This window comes from Algoriphagus marincola DSM 16067 (assembly GCF_000429405.1).
GTDB classification, from domain to species: domain Bacteria; phylum Bacteroidota; class Bacteroidia; order Cytophagales; family Cyclobacteriaceae; genus Algoriphagus; species Algoriphagus marincola.
The window spans coordinates 191275-216633 of the sequence record NZ_AUBU01000013.1 but is presented as its reverse complement, the minus strand read 5'-3'; the positions used below and the strand labels follow the sequence as shown (position 1 = coordinate 216633).

Here is a 25359-nt window from a genome sequence, read left to right as displayed (position 1 = left end):
TTTCAAATCAATCTTTCCAATACCCAACTCAACTCACGACTGATTGATTCATCTAGTCTGACTTGCATATCGGTAGGCAAAACTTCCCAAGTGTAGGTCTCTACCTCTAAATGCTGGCACAAGGCTGGATTTTGCTTTAAGTATTCCAAAACTTCGACAATTTGGGATTGAGTGGAAAAGAATTGCCCATATTTTTCAACAAAGAGCGGCACGTGGAAGTGGATTCTCCATTCATTTTCTACTGCGCTGTCAAGTTGCTCCAAAGCCTCAGGCAAATCTGAATAGGAAACCAAGTCACCATCCATTTTTCTTCCCACCACTTGGTGCAGGTAGGTGGATTCAGCAAATGCTGCTAATTGATTTCGAATGGCATCTCGGTCCTGCTCCAGCTTGACTTGCAAAGCAGCTGATACTTGTATTTTCCCGACTTTAATCCCTGCTTTCGCAAACTTCTCAAAGGTTACTTCCGGCTTCTCATACACGATCGCAAAGTGGCAGACATCGTAACAAACCTGAATATGCCGACGAATAAGTTCCTTTGCCTTTTCAAGGCTAAAACCATATTGAGAATATAAATATTCAGCTCCTTTGATGATCATCCAATCTTGAAAAAACCAGATCATTTCATCCGAATTCTCTAAAATTCCGTCTGGCTCAGGTTCGATATCCAGGTGTAAATATTTACCAGTCTCTCGTTCAATTTTCTCCAACTCAGCGACCACTCCTGCAAAATTTTGAACAGCAGTTTCCAATGCTGCTTCGGTCGATTTTTTATCCGGAAACCAATACCTGTAGGAAACGGGCGAGGTGGAAATCCCCCCTTCTTGACCGCTAGAAAGTAATTCAGCCAGGAGCCTAAAACTCCGGATCGTATATTCTTTCCGTTCCCTAGTCGTCCAGTCGGGTTGATGAACCTGATCTTTGACTCGGGTATGGTGAAAACTTCCATAAGGGAAACAATTGAGCGTGAAAACATAGGCATTTGCTGACTCGAGCCATTGCTGAAAAGCCTTCAGGTTTTCCGGATTTTGCAGTTCCAAGCTAGCCTCATGAGATAGGCGCAAACCAATTCCAAAAGCTCCTTCCCAACTCAGGTTTTGGCGTACTTGAGGGATATACCTTTTTAGATTTTCGAAAGTCTCTTTCCAGCTTTCTCCGGGATGGATATTGCTACAGTAAGTCAAATGAAAATCTCCTACGTGCATAATTTATTGGTTTTGGATCGCTTGACTTTCTTCTTCCAAAATCTGAATAGCAGATTGAATCAAATCTTCATCCATTTCGTGTACCTCGACTCCTTTACCAAGCTTCTCCAAAAGCATAATCGTCAACTGACCTCCCAAATGCTCCTGAAACTCCCGAAGTCCCTGAATGAGATTTTCGCCGGAAAGCTCAGGCTCGTAAAGCGAGAAGCCTAAAGTTCGAATCACCCCAAGAACCCGATCCAAATCCTCCTTGCTGATCCATCCCAATAGGTGGGAATAACATGAATCCAAGGCAATCCCAATGGCGACAGCCTCTCCATGCCTAACCCGATACTGGCTGAGATGCTCGAGCTTATGGGCCGCCCAATGCCCAAAGTCCAAGGGCCGAGAAGATCCGAATTCAAAAGGATCCTTTCCTGCAATATGGTCCATATGCATCTGCGCACACCGAATGATTTGAGCTTTCATCGGTTCCATTTCTCTTTTGGAAAGGGCTAATGCTTGCTTTTCCAGCCATTCGAAAAAACTCAAATCTTTAATCAATGCGACCTTCAAAGCCTCGGAGATTCCAGCTCGCCAATCTCGATCATCTAGCGTCTTCAAGAAATTAAAGTCATTTAAGACGGCCACAGGAGTGGTGAAAGTACCGAGGTAATTCTTCTTTCCGAAGTAGTTGATGCTGTTTTTGACCCCTACCCCAGAGTCATTCTGAGAAAGTACAGTCGTCGGGATACGAACCAATCGGATCCCACGATGCGAAATAGCAGCTGCAAATCCAACCATATCCAATACTGCCCCCCCTCCGATTGCTACGATGTAAGAATGACGGTCAATCCCGTAATCATTGGTTGCTTTGACTACTTGCTGATAAACATCGGGATCATTTTTACAATCTTCCCCTCCCGGCACAATAAGAGGCTCTGCGCAAAGGAAAAACCGATCCTGAAGATGAGCTGCATAGGACTTGATATTTGAAACCAAATCTGGGAAAGCTTCAGCCACTCCACTATCTATCACAAAAAAAGTTTTGACTGACTTTCCTTTTTCAAAAACATCTACCAAGATTGGATTTTCCAAAGAAAAGAGATCTTCAGTAAAGCATACGGGATACTGAAACGAAACCGAGAAGGACTGCTGCAAAATGGTATTCATACAGGGATAATAGGTCTGAGCAAGCGAAAGTTTCGCAAAGGCATAATTAGGTGACTGCGAAAGCTTTGGCTAGTCCCAAAGATAAGGGCAAAAGTGCAAGAATCACGAGCCCAATCTCCCAGCCTTCAAAGGCCACAGCAAGGGAAGCATTCACAATAATCAATGAAATAACGGCAGCTTTGACGGATTTTCCGATAAATTGAGGTGATTGGGTCCGAATAGCTCTGATAAGCGGTGGAAAAATCATGTAGGAAAGTAAAGCCAAGAATGGAATGACCTGCCAAAAATCACTTGTTTGAATTTTTGCTGCAAAAAAGATTGCCAATACAATCAAGGAATACATCCCAAATCCACCAAAAAGAGCTTTTCGGTTTTTACCGTGTACTTCCCCTCTACTGACCATGGTAATGGCTGCTACGTAGACCAGCGGCAAAAGACCAATCGGCCAAATTTTGCTTAAAACTTCAGGCGCTACCGCCACGCCAAGTAGCAAGTTCCCAGCCCGACAAAGTCCCATATTGATCGGTCCAAAGAAATTTTGATGCTTACCCCAATAGTCATACAGCAAGGCGCAAAAAACCACAGAAATTGCTAAAATTCCTGCTAAATGGTTTACCTGAAAGGCAGCTAAGACTCCTCCTAAAAGTAGCAATGAGGACATCAGAATCGCTCCATTTTTTGATGCTCTTCCACTCGGAATTGGCCTTTCGGGTCGCTCTATGGCATCCAAGTTAGCATCAGCAATATCATTGAAAGCTACGCCACCTGCATAAAGCCCGATGGTACTCAAAGAAAGCCAAAGCAAATTTTGCCAAAAATCCCCCGACCCTTGTTCCCAATTTGCCATCAAATAGGACCAGCCTCCAGCAATAGCAAAACCTGCCCAAATATCCGCAATAGCTGTCACCACATTGGCTGGACGCGTGAGTTGGAGATAGGCGAATAGCTTGCTTGCCATGAATCAGTTCTCTACCCGATCAGACGGACCCTCTACTCTTGGAACTTGTCCTCCCCGAAGTACAGAATTACCACCCATTTTCTTGGTCTGATCGATCGGTGGAGCCTTCAACCAATCATCTTCGTGCATTTGCCCAGAAAGTGAAAATGCAGCAAGTGCATTTTTATAAGTGACCATCTGCACATGCTCTTCAGGAATTCCCATTTTTCGCATCAGATCGGCAGTTTTGGGCACTGCCAAAGGATCAGATATCCCCCAATCTGCAGCAGAATTGACGATGATTCGTTCAGGTCCATACTGCTTGACGATTTCCACCATTCGCTCCGAACCCATTTTGGTGTGCGGGTAAATGGTAAAGCCTGCCCAGTACCCTCGGTCGAGAACTTCTTTTACAGTCTCTTCATTATTGTGATCGACGATAATCCATCCCGGATCCATCCCATGCTCCTCTGCCACATCCATAGAACGGTAGGTTCCCTTTTTCTTATCCCGGTGGGGCGTATGTATCAATACTGGCAAATCCACTTCTTTGGCTAATTCGAGTTGCTCCCGATAGAACCTATCCTCAGCTTCTGTCTGATCGTCATATCCGATTTCACCGATTGCCACCACTCCTTCCTTCCCCACATAAAGTGGCAAAAGCTCCATCACTTGCTCAGCCAAGGGAATATTATTGGCCTCCTTAGAGTTTAAGCCCATTGTACAATAGTGTACAATCCCAAACTGACTGGCTCTGAATCGCTCCCATCCCACGAGAGTGCTGAAATAATCCTTGAAACTTCCGACCTCAGTTCTAGGCTGACCCAGCCAAAAAGCCGGCTCAATGGTAGCAACTATTCCTGCCTTTTGCATGGCTTCGTAGTCATCTGTGGTACGAGAAACTAAATGGATATGCGGATCTATGTACATGGTTGAAAAGGTTTTTTTATCTAAGTGATTTATTAATTGGATCTGAAATCAAGCACTTTTTTCCTGAAATTCTCTGCCTATTGCCTCCCAGTCATATTTTCCGGAAGTAACTTTTCCCATAAGAATTGGGTATGCTTGAAGAAGGGAACTAGACTCTTCCGAATCACTCTCAGCCAAGGCTAGGGCTCCAGCAATTTGCTCTAGTTGATCATCAGAATTCAGGGTTCTCTCAAGATCAGCAAGATATCGTTCATTGATAAATGGAACTACCAGCCGCCAAAGTTCCGGCATCACATTTCGACCTGCTGCCCATCGCTCATGAGCAAAATCAGAAGCAATCTCAGCAAGCGCTGAATTTCTTCGCTCTTCCAGTCCTTGAATTTGGTAGAGAGGACGCTGCATGAAAATCGCCTTCAGCACCATTTGATTCCAATTAAGCTCAGGGAAATTCTTTCTCGGGAAGGGATTATTCAAAGCAATCGCGTCGAAGACCAAAGTCATATTGGTTCGGCAACCATCTATTGCTCTTGGCAAAAGTTCATTTTGAAAAGGCAATAATGGAAGCGCTGCATAAAGAGCTGCTTGCTCGTGAAGATCACCGGTCTCAAAAAGCTGATTAACTGCTTTCAACCAATCTTCCTGTTCCAAATTAAGATGGAATAACAAGTAGGTCCTTGCAGTTTGTAAGCAATTCCAATGACTAGGATCAAATCCTTCTACTAGCTGCTCAGCCTTGTTTTTTTCCGCATCGCTCAGTTTGAGCGGATCTTTTGAAAAAAACCTTGATGCCTGTGAAAAAGCCAGAAAAAAGCCGGTAGGACTGGAGGCATCTTTAATTTTTGAAACTTTTTGCTCCAGCCAATCCAGAGATTTCTGTTCAGCGCTGCTCTCAAGTAGTCCAAGAAGGAATAATGAGTATTCCTGATTTTGCTTCATGATCATTTTGGGCTTTTGACAAGGTAAATAAACTCAATCAAAAATTAATTTGCACCCAATTTGGGAAGAGTGGAAAAGAAAAACCCAATACTTGAGCAAAGTCAGGAATTTTAAATTTTCGTGACTTTAAAATTTTCAATATCTTACATAAAAATTTATGCCCAAATACACCATTATTTATGCGAACTACCATTGATATCCCTGAGGAATTATTGAAGGAGGTGATGAAAATCACTGGGGCAAGTACCAAAAGTCAGGCTGTGAAGTTAGTCTTGGAAGAAAAAATCGCTCAAAATAAGCGCAAAAGATTGATTTCTATGAAAGGCACCATAGACTTGGATCTTGATTTAGATATAAGCAGAGATCGAAAATAATGCCTAGCCCAAAAATATTAGTTGACTCTTCCGTTTGGATTGACTTTTTCAAATATTCAAGGACTAGTCCTTTGGAAGTATATCTCCAAGAAGATATTGTTGTCACTAATGACATCATTCTAACCGAATTAATTCCGAAACTTCATCACGAAAAAAGAACAGAAATAATAGAGGGTTTAGATGCTCTTGAGAAGGTCAAATTGGATATAGATTGGGAGGTGATTAGACATCTTCAAAAATTAAATTTGAAGAGCGGGATCAATAAAGTAGGAATTCCTGATTTAATTATCGTCAATCAGGTAATCGAAGAAAATTTGACCCTCTATTCGAAGGATAAGCATTTTAGACTGATGCAAGCAATTTTGAAATTTGAATTGATTTTTTAACCTGTTGAATTTTACTTTTTCAATTCCCAATTAAATCCACCAACGGTTCAGCCTTTTCTAAGTCTTTCCTATATTTTTATTTTCTAAACAAATTCTATTATGAGAAAACGCCACCTCATTGGGATTGGGTTAATGTTGCTTATAAGCACACAGATAAAAGCCCAAGATCCTGTCATTGAAAACATCATCAAAGAAGCTGAAGAAAACTCTCAGCTGAGATATCTCGGCCATGAATTATTGGATGGGATCGGTCCACGATTAGTGGGTTCGCCACAAATGCAAAAGGCCCACGATTGGGCAGTAGCACAATTTGAAGAATGGGGCATAGAGGGGAAAAATGAGCAATGGGGAGAATGGCGCGGCTGGGAGCGTGGGATCACCCACATCGATATGGTAGAGCCATGGGTGCGATCTCTATCAGGAACTCAACTCGCATGGAGCCCTCCAAGTCCCGAGGGTGGTGCAACAGGTGAGGTAATCGTCATTCCAAGACTAGAAGAGGGACAATCCTTTGAAGACTGGTTGCCCAATGTAAAAGGTAAATATGTGATGATTTCTACTCCAGAAGTTTCCGGACGACCTGACTACAACTGGGAAGAATGGGCCACAGAGGAATCTTTTTCCAAGATGAAGGATGAAAGAGGTGAAATGCAGGCTGATTGGGAAATGCGAATCAGTCAGACCGGTCATGGACGAAGAGAACTCCCTGGTGTATTAGAAGAAGCCGGCGCCTTGGGAGTAATCACTTCATACTGGTCCAAAGGATTTGGTGCTAATAAAATATTCTCAGCTTACACGAAAAAAGTACCTACCATAGACCTATCTCTTGAAGATTATGGGCTATTATTCAGACTAGCCGAAAACGGCAAAAAACCCAAAATCCACCTAAATGCTCAATCAAGAGAAACAGGCGTGCAACCTACCTTCAATACTTTTGGTGAAATAAGAGGAACCGAAAAACCTGAAGAGTATGTCATGTTATCAGCTCACTTTGATTCTTGGGACGGAGCGACCGGTGCTACGGACAATGGTACCGGAGTCATCACTATGATGGAAGTGATGCGAATTCTAAAGAAGGTCTATCCTAATCCGAAACGAACTATACTAGTTGGTCTTTGGGGCTCAGAAGAACAAGGCTTAAACGGATCAAGAGCTTTCGTGGAAGATCATCCGGAAACGTTAGATAAAATTCAGGTGCTCTTTAATCAGGATAATGGAACCGGTAGAATTGCCCGACTTTCCGGACAGGGTTTTGTGGACAGCTATGAATACCTTGGCAGATGGATGGCGGAAGTACCAAGGGAAATCACCCGAGAAATTGAAACTACTTTCCCTGGGAACCCAGGTGGTGGGGGTTCAGATTATGCCTCTTTCGTGGCTGCAGGCGTTCCCGCTTTCTCGCTTAGTTCGCTTAGCTGGTCCTATTTCAATTATACTTGGCATACGAACCTGGACACTTATGATAAGATCGTGTTTGAGGAAGTGAAAAACAATGCCATCATGACCGCAATCTTGGTTTACATGGCTTGCGAAGAACCGGAATTAGTCTCCAGAAAACGTAGAGTTCCTATCAATCAAAGAAGCGGTCAGCCGTCATTTTGGCCAGTTCCGCGATCTCCAAACCGAAAAGGAATGATAGATAATTAATTGAAAAGAGGCTGTCTCATAAACACACAATTGTAATATTGAGCGACGTCGAATTGGGCTTAATTAGCGCATATAAGGCTTCGACTTCGCTCAGCCTGACAAGAAAACTTACCTATGAAACAGCCTCTTTATTTTTTCAAAATCAGGCTTGCTCCATCCCAATTTTTCCGCTGTACTTCAGGCACAGGAATTTCCAAAAATTCAATCAGTGTCGGCAAAATATCCACCATGGAAGCCTTTCCGGAATAGAAGCTATCACTCAGATTTTTAGCATTGCTAATCATCCAAATTTCCCGCTCAGAATCACTTTGACCACCATGATCCTTTAAATCAGGTGCTTTTCGACCATGATCGGTGGTAATCCAAATCATCCATTCCTCCCCATAATTTTCTTCCCGAAACCGAATAGCCTCCCAAATTCTTCCTACCTGACGGTCAGCCAACTCTATGGCTGAAGTAAGTTGGGGACTTTTCCCATAGCGATGTCCTGCCGCATCGGTAAACTCCAGGTAGACCCAAGAAAGGTCAGGAGCATGGGTTTTCAGAGAATGAGCCGCTTCAAATGACACCAAATTGTCAATTTTTCGGAGGTAAGTCTTTTCCCTATCATGGGGAAAACGAATCGTATCCTTTTCAAATCCATCGAAAGCAATATCCAATTTCAGGTAAGCAGTCTCCGCCTTTCTCTCTCCGATTAATTTGGTCCTATTGTCTTCCCAAGTGGAAAAAATAGCCAGTTTCGACTCAGGCCTAGCCTCTCGCATCAGCCGAAATATCGTCCAGTAATCGTAATTGGGTGATTCGATGTCATTTCCCCAGACATTATGTTTATTGGCCCAAGTACCGGTAAGCAATGAATTATACCCTACAGCTGAGATAGTCGGAGTCTCGGACTTCCCTCCTTTTTCTCCCCCAGTAAATGCCCTTGCATAACCTCCAACTTTTGATATTCGATCCAAATTAGGCGTATGAATTCTTTCTAGTTCTGGCGCAGGAATCCCGTCTAAAATGATAAAGACCACTTTTTTTTGCTGAGCAATACCAAGCATGTCAATGCTCAAAAAAAGAAAAAATGATAGCATGGCTTGTCTTAGCATGGTGAAAATAGTTCGGTAGATTCAGGTTTTATTGATCAATCAGTAAATCAAAAGAATTCATCTCAGGTAGCAAAGCTTAACCAGAACTTTGAAAGCCATTTTCTGATCGCTAAATTGTCTGAAATCAACTAGGCAATGCGAAAAATTCTAACCTATCTCGTTCTCTTCCTCCTTTCTGCTTATCAAACAGATGCCCAATCCATCGCACAATATCTCTCAGCTCCTTTTCCTACCGATCTGACAGCGAGTCCGGATGGAAAAGCAGTCGCTTGGGTCTTTAATTCGGAAGGAGAGCGGAATATCTTTTTGGCGGAAAGTCCGAATTTCGAAGCAAAAAAAATCACAAATTTTGAAGGAGATGAAGGGCTTGGACTAGGAGAGCTAGCCTTTTCCCCGGATGGAAAAATTCTGGCCTTTGTGCGTGGAAATTCCAGAAACTCCTCTGGAGAAGCAGCCAATCCGGCTCAACTTCAGGAAAACACGGACTTTAAAATTCACTTAATTGATTTGACCACCCTAAAAACCCGGTATTTCAGTCCGGGTTCGACCATCACTTTTTCACCAGATGGGCAAGCCCTAGTCTATAAAATTGGACCCAATGTCTATTGGAAATCGCTCAATGACAGTTCATCCCAGCAGGAAAGGCTGTTTGTATCTAGGGGAGGATCTAGCCAGCTATCCTTCTCCCCTGATGGAGAAAAGCTCGCCTTCGTCTCTACCCGAGGCGACCACTCTTTTATTGGGATTTGGGATTTTGAGCAAAAGAAATTGACCTATCCGGAGACGAGTCTGGATAAAGACAGCTATCCAGCCTGGAGTCCCGATGGCAAACAATTGGCCTATCTACGGATACCGAATATCAACAACTTACTTTCTTTCACTGCCATTAAGGAGAGTAATCCGTGGAGCATCCGGGTTTTGGATATGGAGACGATGAAGGCAGAAGAAGTTTGGAATTCCGGAACAGGGCCCGGTTCGGTTGTGGTTTGGGATCTTCCTGCAGAAGCGGATAGATTGTGGTGGACGCCTTCTGGTCAACTGGTATTCCCCTGGGAGAAAAACGGTTGGATGCAATTGTACGCAGTCAATCCTACCAGTGGGGAAGTCAAGCATCTGACCAAGGGGCAAGGCATTGTCGAAAAAGTGAAAACGAGCTACAAAAAAGATGAACTCTTGCTGACAAGCAATATTGGGGATATTGAGCGTAGAAAAATCTACAGCTTGGATTTGAATTCCTTTGATTTGGAAGATCTTTCCGAAAAAGGAAATATCAATTGGTCACCTGTCCGCTTGGAAGATGGCTTGGCCTATCTTTCTGCAACGGCTACCCGACCAGCCTGGCCATATATTCGACAAAATGACAACTCCGAGCCACTTGCAGAAGAATTCTTCCCTCAGGACTTTCCAAAAACACTAATCAAACCCCTCGGCTTGGACCTTCAAGCGGAAGATGGTTTCAAAACACGAGCCCAGCTTTTCCTTCCTCCAAACCATGACGCTACTAAGAAATATCCAGCTGTCATTTTCCTTCACGGAGGGAGCCGTAGACAGATGCTTTTAGGCTTCAATTACTCCCAATATTACAGCAATGCCTATGCCCTTCAGCAGTATTTTGCTGCCAATGGATTTATCGCCCTGACACTGAACTACCGATCAGGAATCGGCTATGGGATGGACTTTCGGGAAGCTGAAAACTACGGTGCAGGAGGAGCCAGCGAGGTTTTGGATTTGATGGCAGCAGCGGATTACCTGGCAGCAAGACCAGACGTAGATTCTTCCAAAATCATCCCTTGGGGTGGAAGCTACGGAGGATTTTTGACAGCACATGGTTTGGCACAAGCTCCCGAAAAATTCCTCGCCGGTGTGGATATCCACGGTGTGCATAATTGGAATAATGACATCCCGGTATTTGATTCCTGGTATGAGCCCGAGAAATTCCCCGAAATGGCTGAGCTGGCTTTCAAATCATCTCCTATGGCCTATGTGGAGAACTGGGAAGACCCTGTTCTTTTAATACATGGAGATGATGATCGAAATGTACTCTTTTCTGAATCTGTAGAATTGGTAGAAGTCCTCCGAAAACAGGGTGTGGAAGTCGAGCAATTAGTTTTTCCAGATGAAGTTCATTCATTCATCCTGCACAGCAATTGGGTCAAAGCCTACGAAGCAACCATTGATTTTATCATGAAACAAATCCAAAAGCCATGAACCGTCTACTCGTTTTCCCGCTAGTTTTCTTATTTGTTTTTTCGGCCTCTGGCCAAAAACGACATCTCCAAAATGCTCTGGATAGAGCCGAAACAGAAGGCTTTTCCGGAGTAATCCTCTTGGCTGAAAATGGAAAAGTCCTTTTTGAAAAGGCCATGGGTATGCGAAATTTTGAAGAAGGCATCCCACTTCAACCTGATGATGTATTTGAAATGGCTTCGGTTTCCAAGCAGTTTACTGCGATGATGATCATGATGTGCAAGGAAAAAGGCTTATTGGATTTCGACGATCCCATCGAAAAATATATCCGAGTCCCCTACCCCAATATCACTATTCGCCACCTTTTGACGCACACCTCCGGACTGCCAGACTATCAGGCTATCATGGATGAGTACTGGGATAAGAGCAAAGCAGCCGGCAATCCAGAGATCTTAGAATATCTCCGTCGCTATGCTCCCCCTAAGCTTTTTGAGCCAGGTGACAACTATGAATACAGCAATACCGGCTATGTGATTTTAGCAAGCATCGTGGAAGAGGTGACAGACCGGGACTTCGTTGAGCTTTCCAAGGAATGGATTTTTGATCCTGTTGGTATGGAAAATACAGCAATCAGAAGTTTAGAGGAAAAAGCTCAGGTCCCAAACTTTGCTATTGGTCATCTGAAGGATGAAAAGGGGAATTATGTAAATGCCAATCGCTTTCGATCTTCCGATTACACCCTTTGGCTAGGAAAGCGAAAAGGACCCGGAAGAGTCAGCAGTACTGCTCAGGATTTATTGAAATGGGATCAGGCGCTTTACACAGAAAAATTGGTCAGCAATGAGACACTTGAACAGGCATTTTCCCCCTTTGAGCTAAATGATGGGGTAAAAAGCACTTATGGATTTGGTTGGGACTTGGACCCCAATAGTCCTTATGGCAAAATGGTCATGCACACAGGAGATAACCCTGGCTACAAAACAATCATTGTGCGGTTTATCGAAGAAAATAAAACGATTATTCTACTCAATAACAATTACCATCCTGACCAGATGAGATTGGTGGAAGCTGCAACCTTGGCTTTAGGGAAATGGTAATTAATTCTCCAAAATAGGAATCTGAAAGCGCTCAATGCTAGAGGTTTGGTGCTCCTTTCTCATGATTTCTTCTAGTTGACTTAGGATTTCTGGATATTGATCCGATATGTCATTCTGCTCCTGAGGATCAGAAGAAAGGTCATAGAGTTCAGTTTGAATGATACCTTCCTTCAATTTTTGGCGGACAGCCTTCCATTTTCCCTTGCGCACAGCCTGTTGACCACCATACTCTGGAAACTCCCAGTACAAATAGTCATGGGGCTCTTGCTCTTGTCCCAAAATTGCTGGCAGGAAGCTTTTCCCATCTGTTTGATCAGGAACCGCTACTCCGATTAATTCGCAAAAAGTCGGCATCAGATCGTAGAAAACTGAGGCATGGTCAGACTCTGATCCAGCTTCTACTTTTCCTGGCCAATTTACCACCATGGGTACTCGAATTCCACCTTCGTAAACAAAACCTTTGGTCCGACCATAGCCATTACTGAATGGCGCAGAACTATCAAAAAATTCGAAATCTACTCCTCCTGTGTAGGATGGCCCATTATCACTAGTCAAAATGAAAATCGTGTTCTCGAGCTGGCCCATTTCCTCAACCTTTTTGCGAAGCTCTCCAATTTGCTGATCCAAAAGCGAAATCATCGCCGCGTAAGTAGCCCTAGGATAGCGAGCTGGAAAATAGCCCTTTGAGCCATCATAAGGTTCTTCCTCTCCAAAAACCTCCACGTATTCCATAATCAATTCCTTAGGAGCCTGAAGGGGTAAATGCGGTAACGGAGATGCATAATAAAGAAAAAATGGCTGCTCGGAATTCTCCTCCAGAAAGCTAAGCGCCTTTTGATGCATGACATCCGGCGCATAGTCGGGCTGAAAAAACTTTGCGTAAGAATCCATGCTCATCGGGTCTGACAACGAATCCAACTTTGTACCCGGAACGATCAATTCATTATTCAGGGATACTTTCGTCTCATTTTCCCACAAATGAGGTGGGTAAAGATTGTGAGCCTGTCGCTGACAGTTGTAACCGAAGAAATAATCAAAGCCCAAATTCGTAGGAATCCCTTCGGATAATGGGCCTCCTAAACCCCATTTCCCGATCAGGGCGGTTTTGTACCCATTTTGTTGAAGAATCTTGGCAATTGTTTGGGTAGAAGCTGGCAGGGGTCGCTGTCCTTCAAGATTTGGATCTGCAGCAGCTTTGGCATAATCCCAGACTTCACCCCGCTCCCGCCACTCATCATTTCCTCTGATGTAGGCATGACCGCTATGCAAACCGGTCAAAATCATCCCTCTTGCCGGGGCACAGACCGGAGCAGCTGTGTAATGATTGGTGAAAATTTTGCCACTTGCCGCTAAGGCATCCATGTGAGGAGTTTTGATGAGTTTTTGCTCATTAAATCCAACCTCCCCATATCCCAAGTCGTCTGCGAGGATTAGGACAATATTTGGTTTTTGAGGTTTTTGCTCGGCTGACTGACATGAGAAAGCTGCAAAGAGGGCAATAGCAGCAAGAATACGTGTGATCATTTGATTATTGGCTAAAGTGGCTTTCGATTAAATCTATGGATTTTTCTAAGCGCTTGGAGCGATTGCCACTTATTTTTTCCCAAGGAATTCCACTTTGCACAGCTAGTTTTTGATACCAATCCAAAAAATACTGGCGCATCTTCCGATCTGGGTGCTCGCGAAGGGGATCCGATTCCCAGGGCAAATCGATGTCTGTCAACAAAATCAGATCATAAACACGCTGATCTAATTCTGTTTTTACCCATTCATGAACTTTCCCATACTTATGCTCCGACCAGACCTGAATCACTCGAAGGTCTGTATCGCAGAATAAAAATTTTTGCGCTTTTTGGGCCAATTCATCCTCTAGTGCGACCTGACCTTTGGCGATTTGCAGCAAATCATGGTATTCGTATTCCCTATCCAACATACTCAAATACTCTCGTGCAAACTCCGGCACCCAAGGCTCGTCAAAATGGACCGCTAGGTTAGAGGCTAAGGTGCTCTTCCCTGTAGATTCGGGGCCAAGAATGAGGATTCGCCTAGGAATTTGCATAGCTTCTAGCGGATTTAATCCAAGCAAATAAGCCCAAAAATGCCAAAACAGTAAAGAACAAAAACTGAAAAGAGGTTAAAATCAGGCCTTTGTAAAAATAGAGCGGCACGGATACCAAGTCTGTAATAATCCACATGATCCAGTTTTCCACTTTCTTTTTGGCCATGAGCCACATCCCCACAAAGGCCGAAGAAGTAGTAAATGAATCCCAATAAGGCACATCTGAGTCAGTAAAGTTGCTCAGCACAAATGACAGGACTCCATAAGAGGCAATGAAAATGAGAAGAGCAATCAACCATCCTTTGGGCTTGAGCCAGGTGACAGGGAGTACTGCCTGATTTTCTTTCGGATGCGTCCAGACATACCAGCCATAGATGGACATGCTGAAGTAGTAGGCATTGATTCCCATATCAGCATAAAGCTTGTATTGGAGGCAGATCCAAACATAAATCAGGGTAGAGACAATCCCCGTAGGATACACCCAAATATGCTCCCTCATGGAGTAAAATACCGAAGCAATCCCAAAAAAGACTGCCACCGCTTCGAGCCAGCTCATCGCTTTTAGGCCCTCGGCCAAACCATCTAGGAGAAATTGGAAATCCATTTTGCGAAGAAAAGGATAAAAGTTGGAAAGTAAGAAAGTGTAAAGATGGTAAAGAAGGGCTAAAATAATCCCCGAGTTTAATTTAGGGGAATCCAGTAAAGGTGAATATCTTGTAGAGAGGGGCATACCCCCTTATCATCGTCACGCTATTTTTACAATGAACGAATTTAGCCCTCTTCATTCCTATATTGAAAAACTTCATCCTCTGGACGAAGAGACCAAAAGCCAATTAGAGCAATGCTTCATTTTCCAAAAAGTGAAGAAGAATGAATTTTTACTTCAAGAAGGAGAGGTTTGCAAATACAATTATTTTGTAATCAAAGGCTCCCTGAGACTGTACAAAGTAGACCCAAAAGGGGAGGAACTGATCCGCTACTTTGCATTTGAAAACAAATTCGCTACCAATCTTACCAGTTTCATTACCGGCATGCCCTCGGAAGAATTCATTCAGGCAAATGAAAAAACCGAACTGTTAGCTATTCCCAAGTCCATTTTTTTAGATTTAGTTGAAAGCCTTCCTCCCATCAACCGTGTTTATCGAAATATGCTCGAAAATGCTTACATCACTTCCCAGAAGCGAATTTATAATTTTCAAAGCTACAGTGCACTGGAAAGATTAAAGTGGCTACTAGAACAATACCCTAGAATTCTATCTCGACTACCGAGCAAGTTGATTGCTTCTTATTTGGGGATCACCCCTTTTACCTTGAGTCGGCTGAAGGCGGAGCTTTAGCTAAAACCTTGATCTAGAGCAAGGTTTTGGAAGCCAGGCCTCCCTACTTTTGGATTCTAAATCGATAGCATCCAAAATGAAACTAAAATTCCTCCAAAAAGCACTTATCTCCCTATTCACCCTTTTTGCATTTGCTTTCCAGGCAAAAGCTCAAGCACCCCATACGCCAATTCCTGCTGAAATCATGTTTGGAAATGAACGGCTGGATTTCCAACTGATCGTCAAACGAGACTTCAGCCCAACTAGCAAGTTCAGTTTGGTAGCCATCAGCATTTTTGCGCAGAACTATGATAGGGATCAGACTCTGGGCAATTCCATAGTCGCACCTGTGCAGGTGACCTACAAGCTTGGGAAAAGTGGTTTTAGCTTGGCTGCAGGGGCAGAAGCCAATTCCAAAGTAGGATTTATGCCTATGGCTGGAGTTCAGCACGTCTTTGCCAATCGGGAAGTCCTTGCCTTGACTTTTGTCAATGTCCTATCAAATCAAGGAGCCGATGGACAAATTTTTGGTATTTATGAATACAAACCTCGATTGAATGACACGTGGTCGATTTACTCGCGAGTACAATTGATGTACATCCAGGGAATTTCTGAAACTTCACATAGGCGAAGTTTCCTTTACCTGAGAGCGGGATTGAAAAAAGGCCCTCTTGGCTTTGGAATCGGTGCAAACTGGGATGCATACGGTACAGAAAGGCAGACTGCCCAAAACTTCGGGCTGTTTACAAGGTGGGAGTTTTGAGGAATGTCAAAGTCGCCCGTTATTGCGAGGGGCTTAGATATCCTTTCATCCTTTCTAAAAAGTTTGTAGCCCCGAAGCAATCTCATCTAGAGACATTCTACAATTCATGAGACTGACGGCCCTTTGGTAGGCGGGTTTCGTCGTTACTCCTCGTAGGGACGGCAATAAATCAGACTCACATCGAAGCAAACTTTCGCATGACTTCTAAGGTTAAGATGATTAACTTTGCCAGCTATGACTTTGAGCACCCTGAAAGCAAAAAAAGATATCGATTCACTCGATCCCAAAGAATATATCATCATCAAAAACGCCCGGGTCAATAACCTAAAAAACCTGAGTGTAGCCATTCCCAGAAATAAGTTTGTGGTTATTACAGGACTCTCGGGATCCGGCAAATCTTCCCTCGCTTTTGATACACTTTTTGCCGAAGGCCAACGCATGTATGTGGAAAGTCTGAGTTCCTATGCGCGTCAGTTTCTCGGCCGAATGGAAAAACCCGAAGTCGAATACATCAAAGGCGTGGCTCCGGCGATTGCTATTCAGCAAAAAGTCACTACTAAAAATCCCCGATCGACAGTAGGAACTACTACTGAGATTTATGACTATCTAAAGTTACTATTTGCTCGGGTGGGAAAGACATACTCCCCCATTTCTGGTAATGAGGTCAAGCATCACACCGTCACCGATATTGTGGATTACATTCTCAGCTTCGAGGAAGGGGATAAAGTCATGATCTCCTGCCCGCTTCAGGTGGCAAAAGGGCGAAAAATCGAGCAGGAATTGGAATTGCTTTTGCAAAAAGGCTATACCCGAATTTTGATTGACGGAGAAGCTTATTTTGTAGAGGATTTGCTCCAGGAAAAGAAAATTCAGAAAGGAAACTATGAAATCCTGATTGATCGGGCTTCTGTCCGAAAAGAGGATGAAGACAATCAATTCCGGATTGCTGATTCGGTACAAACGGCCCTTTTTGAAGGACATGGAGACTGCAAAATCACCATTCCTGACAAGGAACCCCGTAAATTTTCCGATCGATTTGAACTCGACGGAATGAGCTTTGAATTGCCCTCAGTCAACTTTTTCTCTTTCAACAATCCTTATGGTGCCTGCAAGCGCTGTGAAGGTTTTGGAAATGTCTTGGGCATCGATCCGGATTTGGTCATCCCTGACAAAACGATGTCCGTGTACGAGGGAGCCATCGCCCCTTGGCGAGGGGAATCTTCCCGCTCTTGGTTGGAGCCACTTTTGAAAAAAGGCATCGAGTTCGACTTTCCCATTCATCGGGCGTATGAGGATTTGACCGAAAAAGAGCAAGAGCTTCTTTGGACCGGAAACAAGTATTTCAAGGGTTTGAATGCTTTCTTCAAAGACTTAGAAACCAAAACCCACAAAATCCAATATCGGGTGATGCTTTCCCGCTTCCGAGGTAGGACGACCTGTCCTGAGTGTAGAGGAACGAGACTTCGAAAGGATGCAAGTTATGTCAAAATAAAGGACAAATCGATCACAGATATCGTGCTGATGCCGATCGATGAAGCCTTAGTCTTTTTCAATCAGTTGGAGCTAGAGCCCCATGAGGCCAAGGTAGCCAACCGACTATTCAAGGAAATTGTCAGCCGCCTAGAATTCATGGATCAGGTAGGCTTGGGTTATTTGACGTTGAATCGATTGACCTCCACCCTCTCAGGAGGAGAATACCAACGCATCAAGTTGGCCACTTCTTTGGGTTCGGCGCTGGTCGGGTCCATGTATATTTTGGACGAACCGAGCATCGGTTTGCACCCCAGGGACACCGATCGTCTAGTTGGCGTACTTAAGTCGCTTCGCGATATGGGTAATACTGTCATCGTGGTGGAGCATGAAGACAAGGTGATGAAAGCGGCGGATCAGATCATCGATATCGGTCCTGATGCCGGAATTCACGGCGGGGAACTACTCTTCCAAGGTTCGATTCTAGAGCTCATGGCTTCCGCTCAAACCCATACCGCCCGATACTTACGCGGAGAAGAGCAGATTTTCAGAAAAGAAGGTAACCGAAAATGGAAGGACTCCATCATCGTCAAAGGCGCTCGGGAGAATAACCTGAAGAATCTGACAGTTCAGTTCCCACTGAATACGCTGACTGTGGTGACAGGGGTTTCCGGTTCTGGAAAATCTACGCTGATCAAAAAAGTACTCTATCCGGCTTTGGGAAAAATGCTGGGAACTGTCATCGATGAATCTGGAAAGTACGATAAGATAGAAGGCGATTATAAGCGCATCACTCAGGTAGAGTTTGTCGATCAAAATCCGATCGGAAAATCCTCCCGCTCCAATCCAGTGACTTATGTGAAGGCCTATGATGCCATCCGGACGCTTTTTGCCGATCAGCCAGTCTCCAAGCAACGAGGCTACAAACCTGCCTTTTTCTCTTTCAACGTGGACGGGGGAAGGTGCGAGGCCTGTGCCGGAGAGGGTACGACCACCGTGGAGATGCAATTTATGGCGGATATTCACCTAACCTGCGAGTCCTGCAAGGGAAAGCGATTCAAAAATGAAATCCTCGATGTCAAATACAAGGACAAGGACATTTCCGAGGTTTTGGACATGACCATCGACGAGGCCATGGAGTTTTTCAAAGGAAAAACGCAAATCATCAATCGACTTCAGCCTTTACAGGAAGTCGGCTTGGGCTATATCGGAATGGGCCAAAGCTCCAATACCCTTTCCGGAGGAGAGGCTCAGCGTGTAAAATTGGCATCTTTCTTAGGCAAGGGAGGAACAAAAGCGAGCGATCAAGTTCTCTTTATCTTTGACGAACCCACAACGGGTTTGCACTTCCATGATATCCGCAAACTCCTCCACAGCATCAATGCCTTGATTGACCAAGGTCACTCGGTCATCATCATTGAGCACAATACCGAAGTGATCCGATCCGCTGATTGGGTGATTGACCTGGGCCCAGAAGGCGGAAATAAAGGAGGACATTTGACTTTTGCGGGAACTCCTGAGGATTTGGCTAAGGAAAAGGGGAATTACACCGCGAAGTATTTGAGGGAGGGGTTTGCTTAAATACAAGGGCTAACAGATCACTTTCCAAAAATTCCGAATGGCCTATGACAGAATAAATTGAACAACTATCATGAAAAAGGAATATTCAATTTCCAATTTTCTTAGATAAATCAAAATAGTCTTCATTCAAAATTGAATAAGAAATACTTCAAATGCTTGATAAAGAATTAAACCAGCTATTTCAAAGACTTCTGAATCTCAATAATCTGCACTTTTGAAAAGGCTTCGCCATCTTCACTGATGCCATCAATCTTTATTCGAAGACTTTCGACTCCATAAGGAATTTTAACTCTGGTTTTGAACGAACCCTGAACAGTTTTTCCCTTCGGCTCCCAAAAAATTGTGGGTTTTTTGCTTAAATATCTATTATCGGGAGGATTTTTTGGAAATTCTAAAAAACTCGAAAACCCTCGGACCTGAAAGGTTTGGAAGCCGGTTGGATCAAATTTCGAATCAAATTGAGGACCAGAGCGAGAACCTTTTCTGGTTTCAATCATAATTACCCCAGCATAACCAGCCATTCCAAATATGGCACGGCTAAAAGGATCTGAGTAAATCTTAATGCTTTCTAAATCGAAAGGCTCATAATTCAACGTGATCAATTCAACACCATCCTGATAAGGAAAACTCTGCCCGTCAATAATCGCCAAAACCCCACTAGTCGACTCCCCCATATTTAAATTTTTAAACGAATTGAAATATTTTCCCAGTATCATTTGCCAGGTCAACTTTTCCATCTCATCCTGTCTTACTTCGAAAGTTGGTGTACCATAGCCATAATTTCTTTCTGCCATGGTTTCAATCTCTTTGCTTTCCTCTAGAACAAACTCTTCAAGTAATACAAAGTCTTCTGCCACATCCAGAATCAAATCATTCTTGGTGAAAGGCACTACATCGTATACCAAGTCCGGAAGACTGGAAGAAATGGTTAGGCTTGTATTCGGTATTAATTCAATCGTACCGAATGCCCTGCCTTTCTCATCCAAGGCTGAAATATGAATGCTGGCAGTATCCTGAAAATAAAGCCCCGTTGCCCAAAAAGAACCTGTCGTATCAGATTTGACTGTCCCATAATCCTCAAGATCCCCTCTGACTATTGATATGTTCTGTTCAAGGTCCTGTCTTTTCTTATCTTTTATAAAAATACCTTGCAGGCTAATTCCATATTCAATTGGGAACTTAGCGAAAAAATCGAAATCCTCTGGCAGGGATGAATCCAGCCAGGTTAGGGCATCTTCTAATTTCTGAGCGGAGGGAAAATCCACCACCTGCTCAGAATCCAGAATGGATAAATAAAAATTCACATCTATAGGATTTTCAAATTCATCCACAAAATCAAGAGCCAAATCCATGACCCGATATGGTACCGAATCGACGAGAGAAAAGTCTGTTTTCACTTCTATCAATTGGAGAGTTTGCTCCTGGGTCATCGATTTTTTAGTTGGAACCATACCCTTCTCCACTACCGGTATCGGAATTAGAAATACGCCATCCTGATCAAAATTTTTACTCCAATTGGTGTAAGCACGAAGAGTATATGATTTTGCTGGAAGTTCAGCCGGTAAATCAAATCCACCTTGAATTTTTCCATTTTTTATGGGAAACTGGTGAGATTGGTGAATAGTACCCTCGGAAATCAAATCCACATGAATTACTCGGCTGAGAGTATCCTTAAGAAACTCATTTTGATAAAGCATCTGCCCACCAAACCAACCTTTCTCGCCCGGATAATAATAAGGCTTATTGGTCACAAGCCAGGGCTTTTCTCTTAGTTGGTCAATTTGCGTCAACACATTCTGAGAATCAACCTGATCTCCGGTATTTACAGCCACGAAATTAGATTTGGGTTCATAATCAAGAGGAAGGTGTCTGGACACTCTTTGGCGACTTAGGTAGCCTGACAGGATCAATTGACGGGGATCGATCAGAATACCTTTCCGGTCTACGTCGAAGAATTTCTCTTTTGCCTCTATCCAACTTATTGGATGAAAGACGCTATTATAGTAGTTATTTGGCCATGAACGGTCGAGGTGAAGAATCTCCAATCTTTCTGGCAAAAAAACCCTAAATGTGCCATCACCAAGCGGCCGCCTTAAAATTGAATCCATTTGTGTTGGAAAAATTGAGCGACCTATTTCATAAAAATGATTCGGGGTACGATCATCCGGACCTCTGTAAGGGGCACGGTAAATTCCAAAATGAACTGTATCGGTATTATTAAGAATAAGGGATAAATTAAAATGCCTCAAGGAAGAAAAGTAATTTTCTTCTCTGGCATTTTGCCAGCGCGTCATTTGTGATAGATCGAGAGTAGGGATAGGCTTGTAATAAACCTGACCGATAAAGCCAGCTTCCTCCCTTGTCAATCGGAAGTCTTGCAGATAATAGTCGATTTGATAGCCCAGGGCATTATTGACAATTTGCAATGGTTCTTCAGAGCTGGCAATAAGATAATTGGGAGCACCTTTTGGTTTCACCATCTCAAAATCAACCACCCAAGGGTTAAGAATCTCTATCTGCGATTTATAGGGATCATCAGGAAGTGCTAAAAAGACCTCCTCAAACTTCCTGAACTGCCGAGCCCATTGTTTGTCACGTTTGGATTTGAGCTCAATCTCGGTAAGCATGGCTTCATTAATTGAAAGCTCAAATTTTAGCTCAATACTGTTGCTACTTCTCACCAAAACTTTTTGTACCTCTCGAAAATATCCAATGAAGGATGCTACAACTTCGATTTCTTGGGGAAAATCTCCCTTAATCGTAAAGCTACCGTCTTCTTTAGTGACGGTACCCAGTGTGGTATTACTGACGAAAACATTGGCAAAGGGCAAAGGCAACCCGGACTCTTTTTCCAAAACCACTCCACTGATGATCTGCCCATGCACCAAGCCACTGAGAAAACAGCAAAAAATTAAGGCAGAAAAAACAAATGGTTTCATCATGAGATCTCATGAAGAGAGTGAATTAAATCATTTTTACATAATTTAAGTTTAATTTCCCTAAAAGACCTTATAAATATTTCAGTTAAGCGAATCAAATTTTATAGCTTTTGGTTAAGTCGCACATTTGGGTAAACTGACACGATATTTAGTCTGCCAAATACTTTTCCTTAAGTATCTTCTGTTAGAAATAAGGCTTGTAATCAATTTCATCCAAGTAGATCTTCAGGTATTTTCTGAAACCATTTGATGAATCCCAAGGTGATTTTTATTCAGTTTACTGATTGTCGTAAATATCAAATTGAATGTTCAATTTGCCGGAACTCCTGAAGACTTGGCTAAGGAAAAGGGGAATTACACCGCGAAGTATGTGAGGGAGGGATTTGCTTAATCCTTTGGCATTTATAAAACCTCGAAGGATTCTCCCTTGACCTTAATTGACAAAAAAGGAAAAACAGAATTAAAACTGTATTTTGTGAAGAGAAATTAAGGGACTGAAGCATGAAAAATGAGGACATTCGTTGGAAACAACGCTTTTCTAACTTTAGCAAAGCAATGAGGCATTTAGAGAATGCTCTTCAAATTTCAGAGCCAGATATGGTGCAGAAAGCCGGTATTATCCAGTTTTTTGAAATGTCTTTTGAGCTTGCATGGAACATGGTCAAGGATTATTTGGAAGAGCAAGGCTTTGTGGATATCCGATCACCAAGAGGAGCCTTAAAAAAAGCATTTGAAGTCAATCTTTTGGATAACGGCCATGATTGGATGGATTTGTTACAAGACAGAAACCTGACTGCTCACACTTATGATGAGCAAAAGGCTACAGAAATGGAAAAGCTCATTCAGAAGAAATACTTTCCCATATTAAAGAATCTACAGATCAACTTCAAACGCAAGGTCGATGAAGAATAAATTTGGGCTTTTGGAATCGGATATGGCATCCATATTAGAAATCATCAGGAATCAAGAACTAGTTGAAGAGGCCATTCTATTTGGAAGCAGGGCTAAGGGAAATTACCGTAAGGGAAGTGATGTGGATATAGCCTTGAAAGGAAATAAATTGAATTTTGAAACAGTGAGTCACATCAGTTACCTCCTCAATGAAGAGACTAACATGCCTTATCATTTTGATCTAGCCAGTTACCATCAGATCCAAGAGCCAGAATTGATCAGGCATATAGACCGGATAGGCATACCTATTTTCCATAGAAAAAAGGAAATGGAACCCTATAATGTCTAAACCAAAAAAATTTGGTAACAAGGATAATCTACTATTGTGAAGCCTAATTCGGATGACTATCTTCGCGAGCATCAATGGGATCTTAGCTCAGTTGGTTTAGAGCGCTGCCTTGACAGGGCAGAGGTCATGGGTTCGAATCCCCTAGATCCCACTTTCTAGAATCTATCTAGTACTGGTCATGGGTTCGTCCTCCATAGCTATCGGGACCCCTAGATCCCACACCACTAGGCACAAAATCGATTCGATTTTGTGCTTTTTTTATTTCTATATGGAAGAATTTTACCATGAAAATCATAAATCAAACTTTCGATTTTCATGGTAAATTACTTTTCAAAACCTCAATCCGAGCAACTATCAATCTCAATTGATCAATAAAAAATCCCGCCTCTTCGGAAGCGGGATCTAGGTTAAGGTTAGTGGATAATAAGCTTAACTTTCTGTAATAGTATTCAATTTGGCTAAGAAGCTGTTGTAGTACTGTCTACCTACTTGCACTACAGCTCCTGATTTGAGATTGATATCTTTGGTATTGAAGCTTTCGATCTGTCCTAGCTGTACGATGAAGGACTTTTGCACGCGGAGAAAAAGATGGGATGGAAGTATCTCCTCGATCTCTTTCATGGATTTGCGGATATGGTAATCACGGTTTTTGGTGAAGATCGTAACCATATTTCCATTGGCCTCCACATAATACACCTCTTCGTAAGGAACTCGCTCGAAGGCATTGTCCGCTTTGATAAATACTGCATCAGTGACCAAAAAAGGGCTTTCTATTCCGGTCTTGACAGCAGCTACTTCTGGGGCAGGCTTCGTCCGCTTGTTGTAAAGCACAATTTCGACAATGGCATGAATATCATTGGTATTAAAAGGCTTCACTATAAATCCTGCCGGAGAAATTCGCTTAGCACGCTCGATGATGGTCGGATCACTGTAGGACGTCACAAACACCAGAGGTGCATCCACCATCTGTTTGACAATCTCTCCGAGCTCGATGCCGTCTTTATCACCTTTGAGCTTGATATCCATAAATATCAGGTCTGGTCTGTACTTTTTGATGACCTTGATGCACTGATTGGCTGAGTTGGCTATATCAGTATTGACGTAGCCTAATAGCTCAAGGATTTCCTGGATATTTTCCGCAATACTGGGATCATCCTCGACTATGAGTATCCGCTCTTCTTTCATAATTGGTAATCAAGCTTTAATGGACAAAAGGGTAATTAGATTAAAACGAAGTTTAATTTTTCACTAATTACAACATTTAATTTTGTAAATCAAATGCTTTTTTTTGCCTATGAAATATTTTAAAGACTCATCATCTCTTTAAATCGAGCTGCTTGACGTCTGCTAACCTCAATTCGGTCTCCTCCTCTCAGCGTCACTACGAGTCCACCATTAAACCATGGCTCTATCCCTTCTACCCATCCCAGATTGATGATGTGCTTTCGGCTCGCTCTAAAAAACGACTTCTCATCCAAGCGCTCATCCAAGGCATTCAGGGACTTATGTATCATCGGCTTGAAATTGTCAAAGTATACTTTAATGTAGTTTCCGTCAGATTCGAAAAGTCGAACATTGGACAATCTGACAAACCAACAGCGATCTCCATCTTTAACAAAAACCTGATCTTCTAAGGTGAGTTTCTTTGATTGGTATGGATGAGGCTCAGTAGTGCTAGTAGCTCCTTCGATTTTACTACTCAACTTCGAAATCGCTTCTTCTAAGCGCTTTGGCTCAATGGGCTTGAGCAAATAATCCAATGCATTGACTTGAAAAGCCTTCAGCGCATACTCATCGTAGGCAGTGGTGAATATCACATGTGGCACAGCATCCAGTTCTTCCAGCAAATCAAATCCGGTTTTTTCCGGCATCTGTATATCTAGAAAAATCACATCCGGCTGAAGGGATTCTATTTTCTCCTTAGCATCATCTACGTTGACCGCCTCTCCTACCACTTCGACAGATTCGAGTTGGTTGAGTAGGTTGATCAGCTCCTTTCGTGCCAATCTTTCATCATCTATTACAATGGCTCTCATAATGTAT

General features: G+C 43.0%; 22 protein-coding genes and 1 tRNA gene. 11 read left to right on the top strand and 12 right to left on the bottom strand.

The annotated features are described in order from the left end of the window. Window positions 1–2 precede the first annotated feature (2 nt). The 5 genes from eboE to G457_RS0112810 are packed head-to-tail and all read right to left on the bottom strand — an operon-like array spanning window position 3 to window position 5160. On the bottom strand, window positions 3–1205 hold the full coding sequence (gene eboE / locus G457_RS0112830) for a metabolite traffic protein EboE (RefSeq protein WP_026946843.1): 1203 nt from the start codon (window positions 1203–1205) through the stop codon (window positions 3–5). Window positions 1206–1208: 3 nt separating this feature from the next. Next, window positions 1209–2357, bottom strand: a complete 1149-nt coding sequence (locus G457_RS0112825; protein WP_026946842.1) for a 3-dehydroquinate synthase — start codon at window positions 2355–2357, stop codon at window positions 1209–1211. A 46-nt stretch (window positions 2358–2403) separates the two neighbouring features. Continuing rightward, window positions 2404–3315, bottom strand: a complete 912-nt coding sequence (gene eboC / locus G457_RS0112820; protein ID WP_026946841.1) for a UbiA-like protein EboC — start codon at window positions 3313–3315, stop codon at window positions 2404–2406. A 3-nt stretch (window positions 3316–3318) separates the two neighbouring features. After that, window positions 3319–4224, bottom strand: coding sequence for a TatD family hydrolase (locus tag G457_RS0112815; protein ID WP_026946840.1), 906 nt, complete (start codon window positions 4222–4224; stop codon window positions 3319–3321). A gap of 48 nt (window positions 4225–4272) precedes the next feature. Continuing rightward, complete coding sequence (locus tag G457_RS0112810; RefSeq protein WP_026946839.1) at window positions 4273–5160, bottom strand: EboA domain-containing protein; 888 nt, start codon at window positions 5158–5160, stop codon at window positions 4273–4275. A gap of 179 nt (window positions 5161–5339) precedes the next feature. Between G457_RS0112810 and G457_RS0112800 the strand changes: the two genes are divergently transcribed. The 3 genes from G457_RS0112800 to G457_RS0112790 all read left to right on the top strand — a co-directional run bounded on the left by G457_RS0112800 (window position 5340) and on the right by G457_RS0112790 (window position 7567). Further along, window positions 5340–5534, top strand: coding sequence for a type II toxin-antitoxin system VapB family antitoxin (locus G457_RS0112800; protein WP_024283841.1), 195 nt, complete (start codon window positions 5340–5342; stop codon window positions 5532–5534). Further along, a complete protein-coding gene (locus G457_RS0112795; protein ID WP_035483815.1) occupies window positions 5534–5920 on the top strand; it encodes a PIN domain-containing protein in 387 nt (128 codons plus the stop codon). Before G457_RS0112800 ends, G457_RS0112795 begins: the two co-directional genes overlap by 1 nt. A gap of 99 nt (window positions 5921–6019) precedes the next feature. After that, entirely contained in the window at window positions 6020–7567 is a 1548-nt protein-coding gene (locus G457_RS0112790; protein ID WP_026946837.1) for a M20/M25/M40 family metallo-hydrolase, read from the top strand. 128 nt (window positions 7568–7695) lie between these two features. On the opposite strand, the gene G457_RS21480 is transcribed toward G457_RS0112790, so the two are convergent. After that, entirely contained in the window at window positions 7696–8664 is a 969-nt protein-coding gene (locus tag G457_RS21480) for an alkaline phosphatase family protein (RefSeq protein WP_081701436.1), read from the bottom strand. A 135-nt stretch (window positions 8665–8799) separates the two neighbouring features. Here G457_RS21480 and G457_RS0112780 point away from each other — a divergent pair, with 135 nt between their 5' ends. Both G457_RS0112780 and G457_RS0112775 read left to right on the top strand, forming a co-directional pair. Continuing rightward, the gene (locus tag G457_RS0112780) at window positions 8800–10872 is read left to right on the top strand and encodes a S9 family peptidase (RefSeq protein WP_026946836.1); all 2073 of its coding nucleotides are present in this window, start codon (window positions 8800–8802) and stop codon (window positions 10870–10872) included. Then, window positions 10869–11948, top strand: a complete 1080-nt coding sequence (locus G457_RS0112775) for a serine hydrolase domain-containing protein (protein ID WP_026946835.1) — start codon at window positions 10869–10871, stop codon at window positions 11946–11948. Before G457_RS0112780 ends, G457_RS0112775 begins: the two co-directional genes overlap by 4 nt. Here G457_RS0112775 and G457_RS0112770 read toward each other — a convergent pair whose 3' ends face one another. From G457_RS0112770 to pnuC, 3 genes are read right to left on the bottom strand one after another with little or no spacing between them, the layout of a single operon-like run. Further along, window positions 11949–13472 (bottom strand): arylsulfatase, encoded by a 1524-nt coding sequence (locus G457_RS0112770; RefSeq protein ID WP_026946834.1) that lies wholly within the window; start codon window positions 13470–13472, stop codon window positions 11949–11951. A gap of 4 nt (window positions 13473–13476) precedes the next feature. Then, window positions 13477–14007, bottom strand: coding sequence for an AAA family ATPase (locus G457_RS0112765; RefSeq protein ID WP_026946833.1), 531 nt, complete (start codon window positions 14005–14007; stop codon window positions 13477–13479). Further along, complete coding sequence (gene pnuC, locus G457_RS0112760; RefSeq protein ID WP_026946832.1) at window positions 13994–14611, bottom strand: nicotinamide riboside transporter PnuC; 618 nt, start codon at window positions 14609–14611, stop codon at window positions 13994–13996. Before pnuC ends, G457_RS0112765 begins: the two co-directional genes overlap by 14 nt. Before the next feature lie 157 nt (window positions 14612–14768). Between pnuC and G457_RS0112755 the strand changes: the two genes are divergently transcribed. From G457_RS0112755 to uvrA, 3 genes are all read left to right on the top strand, one after another. Next, window positions 14769–15344 carry a Crp/Fnr family transcriptional regulator gene (locus G457_RS0112755; RefSeq protein WP_026946831.1) on the top strand — a complete coding sequence of 192 codons (576 nt, stop codon included), beginning with the start codon at window positions 14769–14771 and terminating at the stop codon, window positions 15342–15344. A gap of 76 nt (window positions 15345–15420) precedes the next feature. Then, the gene (locus tag G457_RS0112750) at window positions 15421–16086 is read left to right on the top strand and encodes a hypothetical protein (RefSeq protein ID WP_026946830.1); all 666 of its coding nucleotides are present in this window, start codon (window positions 15421–15423) and stop codon (window positions 16084–16086) included. 234 nt (window positions 16087–16320) lie between these two features. Then, the gene (gene uvrA, locus G457_RS0112745; RefSeq protein WP_026946829.1) at window positions 16321–19137 is read left to right on the top strand and encodes an excinuclease ABC subunit UvrA; all 2817 of its coding nucleotides are present in this window, start codon (window positions 16321–16323) and stop codon (window positions 19135–19137) included. A gap of 176 nt (window positions 19138–19313) precedes the next feature. Here the strand turns inward: uvrA and G457_RS0112740 are convergent, their stop codons facing one another. After that, window positions 19314–22079: a carboxypeptidase-like regulatory domain-containing protein gene (locus G457_RS0112740; RefSeq protein WP_081701435.1), complete on the bottom strand. Its 2766-nt coding sequence runs from the start codon at window positions 22077–22079 to the stop codon at window positions 19314–19316. A 498-nt stretch (window positions 22080–22577) separates the two neighbouring features. On the opposite strand from G457_RS0112740, the gene G457_RS0112735 reads away from it, so the two are divergent. The 3 genes from G457_RS0112735 (at window position 22578) to G457_RS0112725 (ending at window position 23467) form a co-directional block, all read left to right on the top strand. Beyond that, window positions 22578–22988, top strand: coding sequence for a nucleotidyltransferase substrate binding protein (locus G457_RS0112735; RefSeq protein ID WP_026946827.1), 411 nt, complete (start codon window positions 22578–22580; stop codon window positions 22986–22988). After that, entirely contained in the window at window positions 22978–23316 is a 339-nt protein-coding gene (locus tag G457_RS0112730) for a nucleotidyltransferase domain-containing protein (protein ID WP_026946826.1), read from the top strand. Before G457_RS0112735 ends, G457_RS0112730 begins: the two co-directional genes overlap by 11 nt. Before the next feature lie 76 nt (window positions 23317–23392). Then, a tRNA-Val gene (locus G457_RS0112725) sits at window positions 23393–23467 on the top strand. A gap of 278 nt (window positions 23468–23745) precedes the next feature. Here the strand turns inward: G457_RS0112725 and G457_RS0112710 are convergent. Continuing rightward, on the bottom strand, window positions 23746–24501 hold the full coding sequence (locus G457_RS0112710; protein ID WP_026946825.1) for a LytR/AlgR family response regulator transcription factor: 756 nt from the start codon (window positions 24499–24501) through the stop codon (window positions 23746–23748). Window positions 24502–24620: 119 nt separating this feature from the next. Then, window positions 24621–25352 carry a LytR/AlgR family response regulator transcription factor gene (locus G457_RS0112705; RefSeq protein WP_026946824.1) on the bottom strand — a complete coding sequence of 244 codons (732 nt, stop codon included), beginning with the start codon at window positions 25350–25352 and terminating at the stop codon, window positions 24621–24623. Between the last annotated feature and the right edge of the window lie 7 nt (window positions 25353–25359).

Excerpts from the sequence above, each read along its gene's own strand:
- G457_RS0112735 (WP_026946827.1), top strand. The coding sequence starts at position 22,578 with ATGAAAAATGAGGACATTCGTTGGAAACAACGCTTTTCTAACTTTAGC.
- G457_RS0112750 (WP_026946830.1), top strand. The coding sequence starts at position 15,421 with ATGAAACTAAAATTCCTCCAAAAAGCACTTATCTCCCTATTCACCCTT.
- G457_RS0112810 (WP_026946839.1), bottom strand. The coding sequence starts at position 5,160 with ATGAAGCAAAATCAGGAATACTCATTATTCCTTCTTGGACTACTTGAG.
- G457_RS0112795 (WP_035483815.1), top strand. The coding sequence starts at position 5,534 with ATGCCTAGCCCAAAAATATTAGTTGACTCTTCCGTTTGGATTGACTTT.
- G457_RS0112800 (WP_024283841.1), top strand. The coding sequence starts at position 5,340 with ATGCGAACTACCATTGATATCCCTGAGGAATTATTGAAGGAGGTGATG.
- pnuC (WP_026946832.1), bottom strand. The coding sequence starts at position 14,611 with ATGGATTTCCAATTTCTCCTAGATGGTTTGGCCGAGGGCCTAAAAGCG.
- G457_RS0112790 (WP_026946837.1), top strand. The coding sequence starts at position 6,020 with ATGAGAAAACGCCACCTCATTGGGATTGGGTTAATGTTGCTTATAAGC.
- G457_RS0112710 (WP_026946825.1), bottom strand. The coding sequence starts at position 24,501 with ATGAAAGAAGAGCGGATACTCATAGTCGAGGATGATCCCAGTATTGCG.
- G457_RS0112705 (WP_026946824.1), bottom strand. The coding sequence starts at position 25,352 with ATGAGAGCCATTGTAATAGATGATGAAAGATTGGCACGAAAGGAGCTG.
- eboC (WP_026946841.1), bottom strand. The coding sequence starts at position 3,315 with ATGGCAAGCAAGCTATTCGCCTATCTCCAACTCACGCGTCCAGCCAAT.
- eboE (WP_026946843.1), bottom strand. The coding sequence starts at position 1,205 with ATGCACGTAGGAGATTTTCATTTGACTTACTGTAGCAATATCCATCCC.
- G457_RS0112825 (WP_026946842.1), bottom strand. The coding sequence starts at position 2,357 with ATGAATACCATTTTGCAGCAGTCCTTCTCGGTTTCGTTTCAGTATCCC.
- G457_RS0112770 (WP_026946834.1), bottom strand. The coding sequence starts at position 13,472 with ATGATCACACGTATTCTTGCTGCTATTGCCCTCTTTGCAGCTTTCTCA.
- uvrA (WP_026946829.1), top strand. The coding sequence starts at position 16,321 with ATGACTTTGAGCACCCTGAAAGCAAAAAAAGATATCGATTCACTCGAT.
- G457_RS0112730 (WP_026946826.1), top strand. The coding sequence starts at position 22,978 with ATGAAGAATAAATTTGGGCTTTTGGAATCGGATATGGCATCCATATTA.
- G457_RS0112775 (WP_026946835.1), top strand. The coding sequence starts at position 10,869 with ATGAACCGTCTACTCGTTTTCCCGCTAGTTTTCTTATTTGTTTTTTCG.
- G457_RS21480 (WP_081701436.1), bottom strand. The coding sequence starts at position 8,664 with ATGCTAAGACAAGCCATGCTATCATTTTTTCTTTTTTTGAGCATTGAC.
- G457_RS0112740 (WP_081701435.1), bottom strand. The coding sequence starts at position 22,079 with ATGATGAAACCATTTGTTTTTTCTGCCTTAATTTTTTGCTGTTTTCTC.
- G457_RS0112765 (WP_026946833.1), bottom strand. The coding sequence starts at position 14,007 with ATGCAAATTCCTAGGCGAATCCTCATTCTTGGCCCCGAATCTACAGGG.
- G457_RS0112755 (WP_026946831.1), top strand. The coding sequence starts at position 14,769 with ATGAACGAATTTAGCCCTCTTCATTCCTATATTGAAAAACTTCATCCT.
- G457_RS0112780 (WP_026946836.1), top strand. The coding sequence starts at position 8,800 with ATGCGAAAAATTCTAACCTATCTCGTTCTCTTCCTCCTTTCTGCTTAT.
- G457_RS0112815 (WP_026946840.1), bottom strand. The coding sequence starts at position 4,224 with ATGTACATAGATCCGCATATCCATTTAGTTTCTCGTACCACAGATGAC.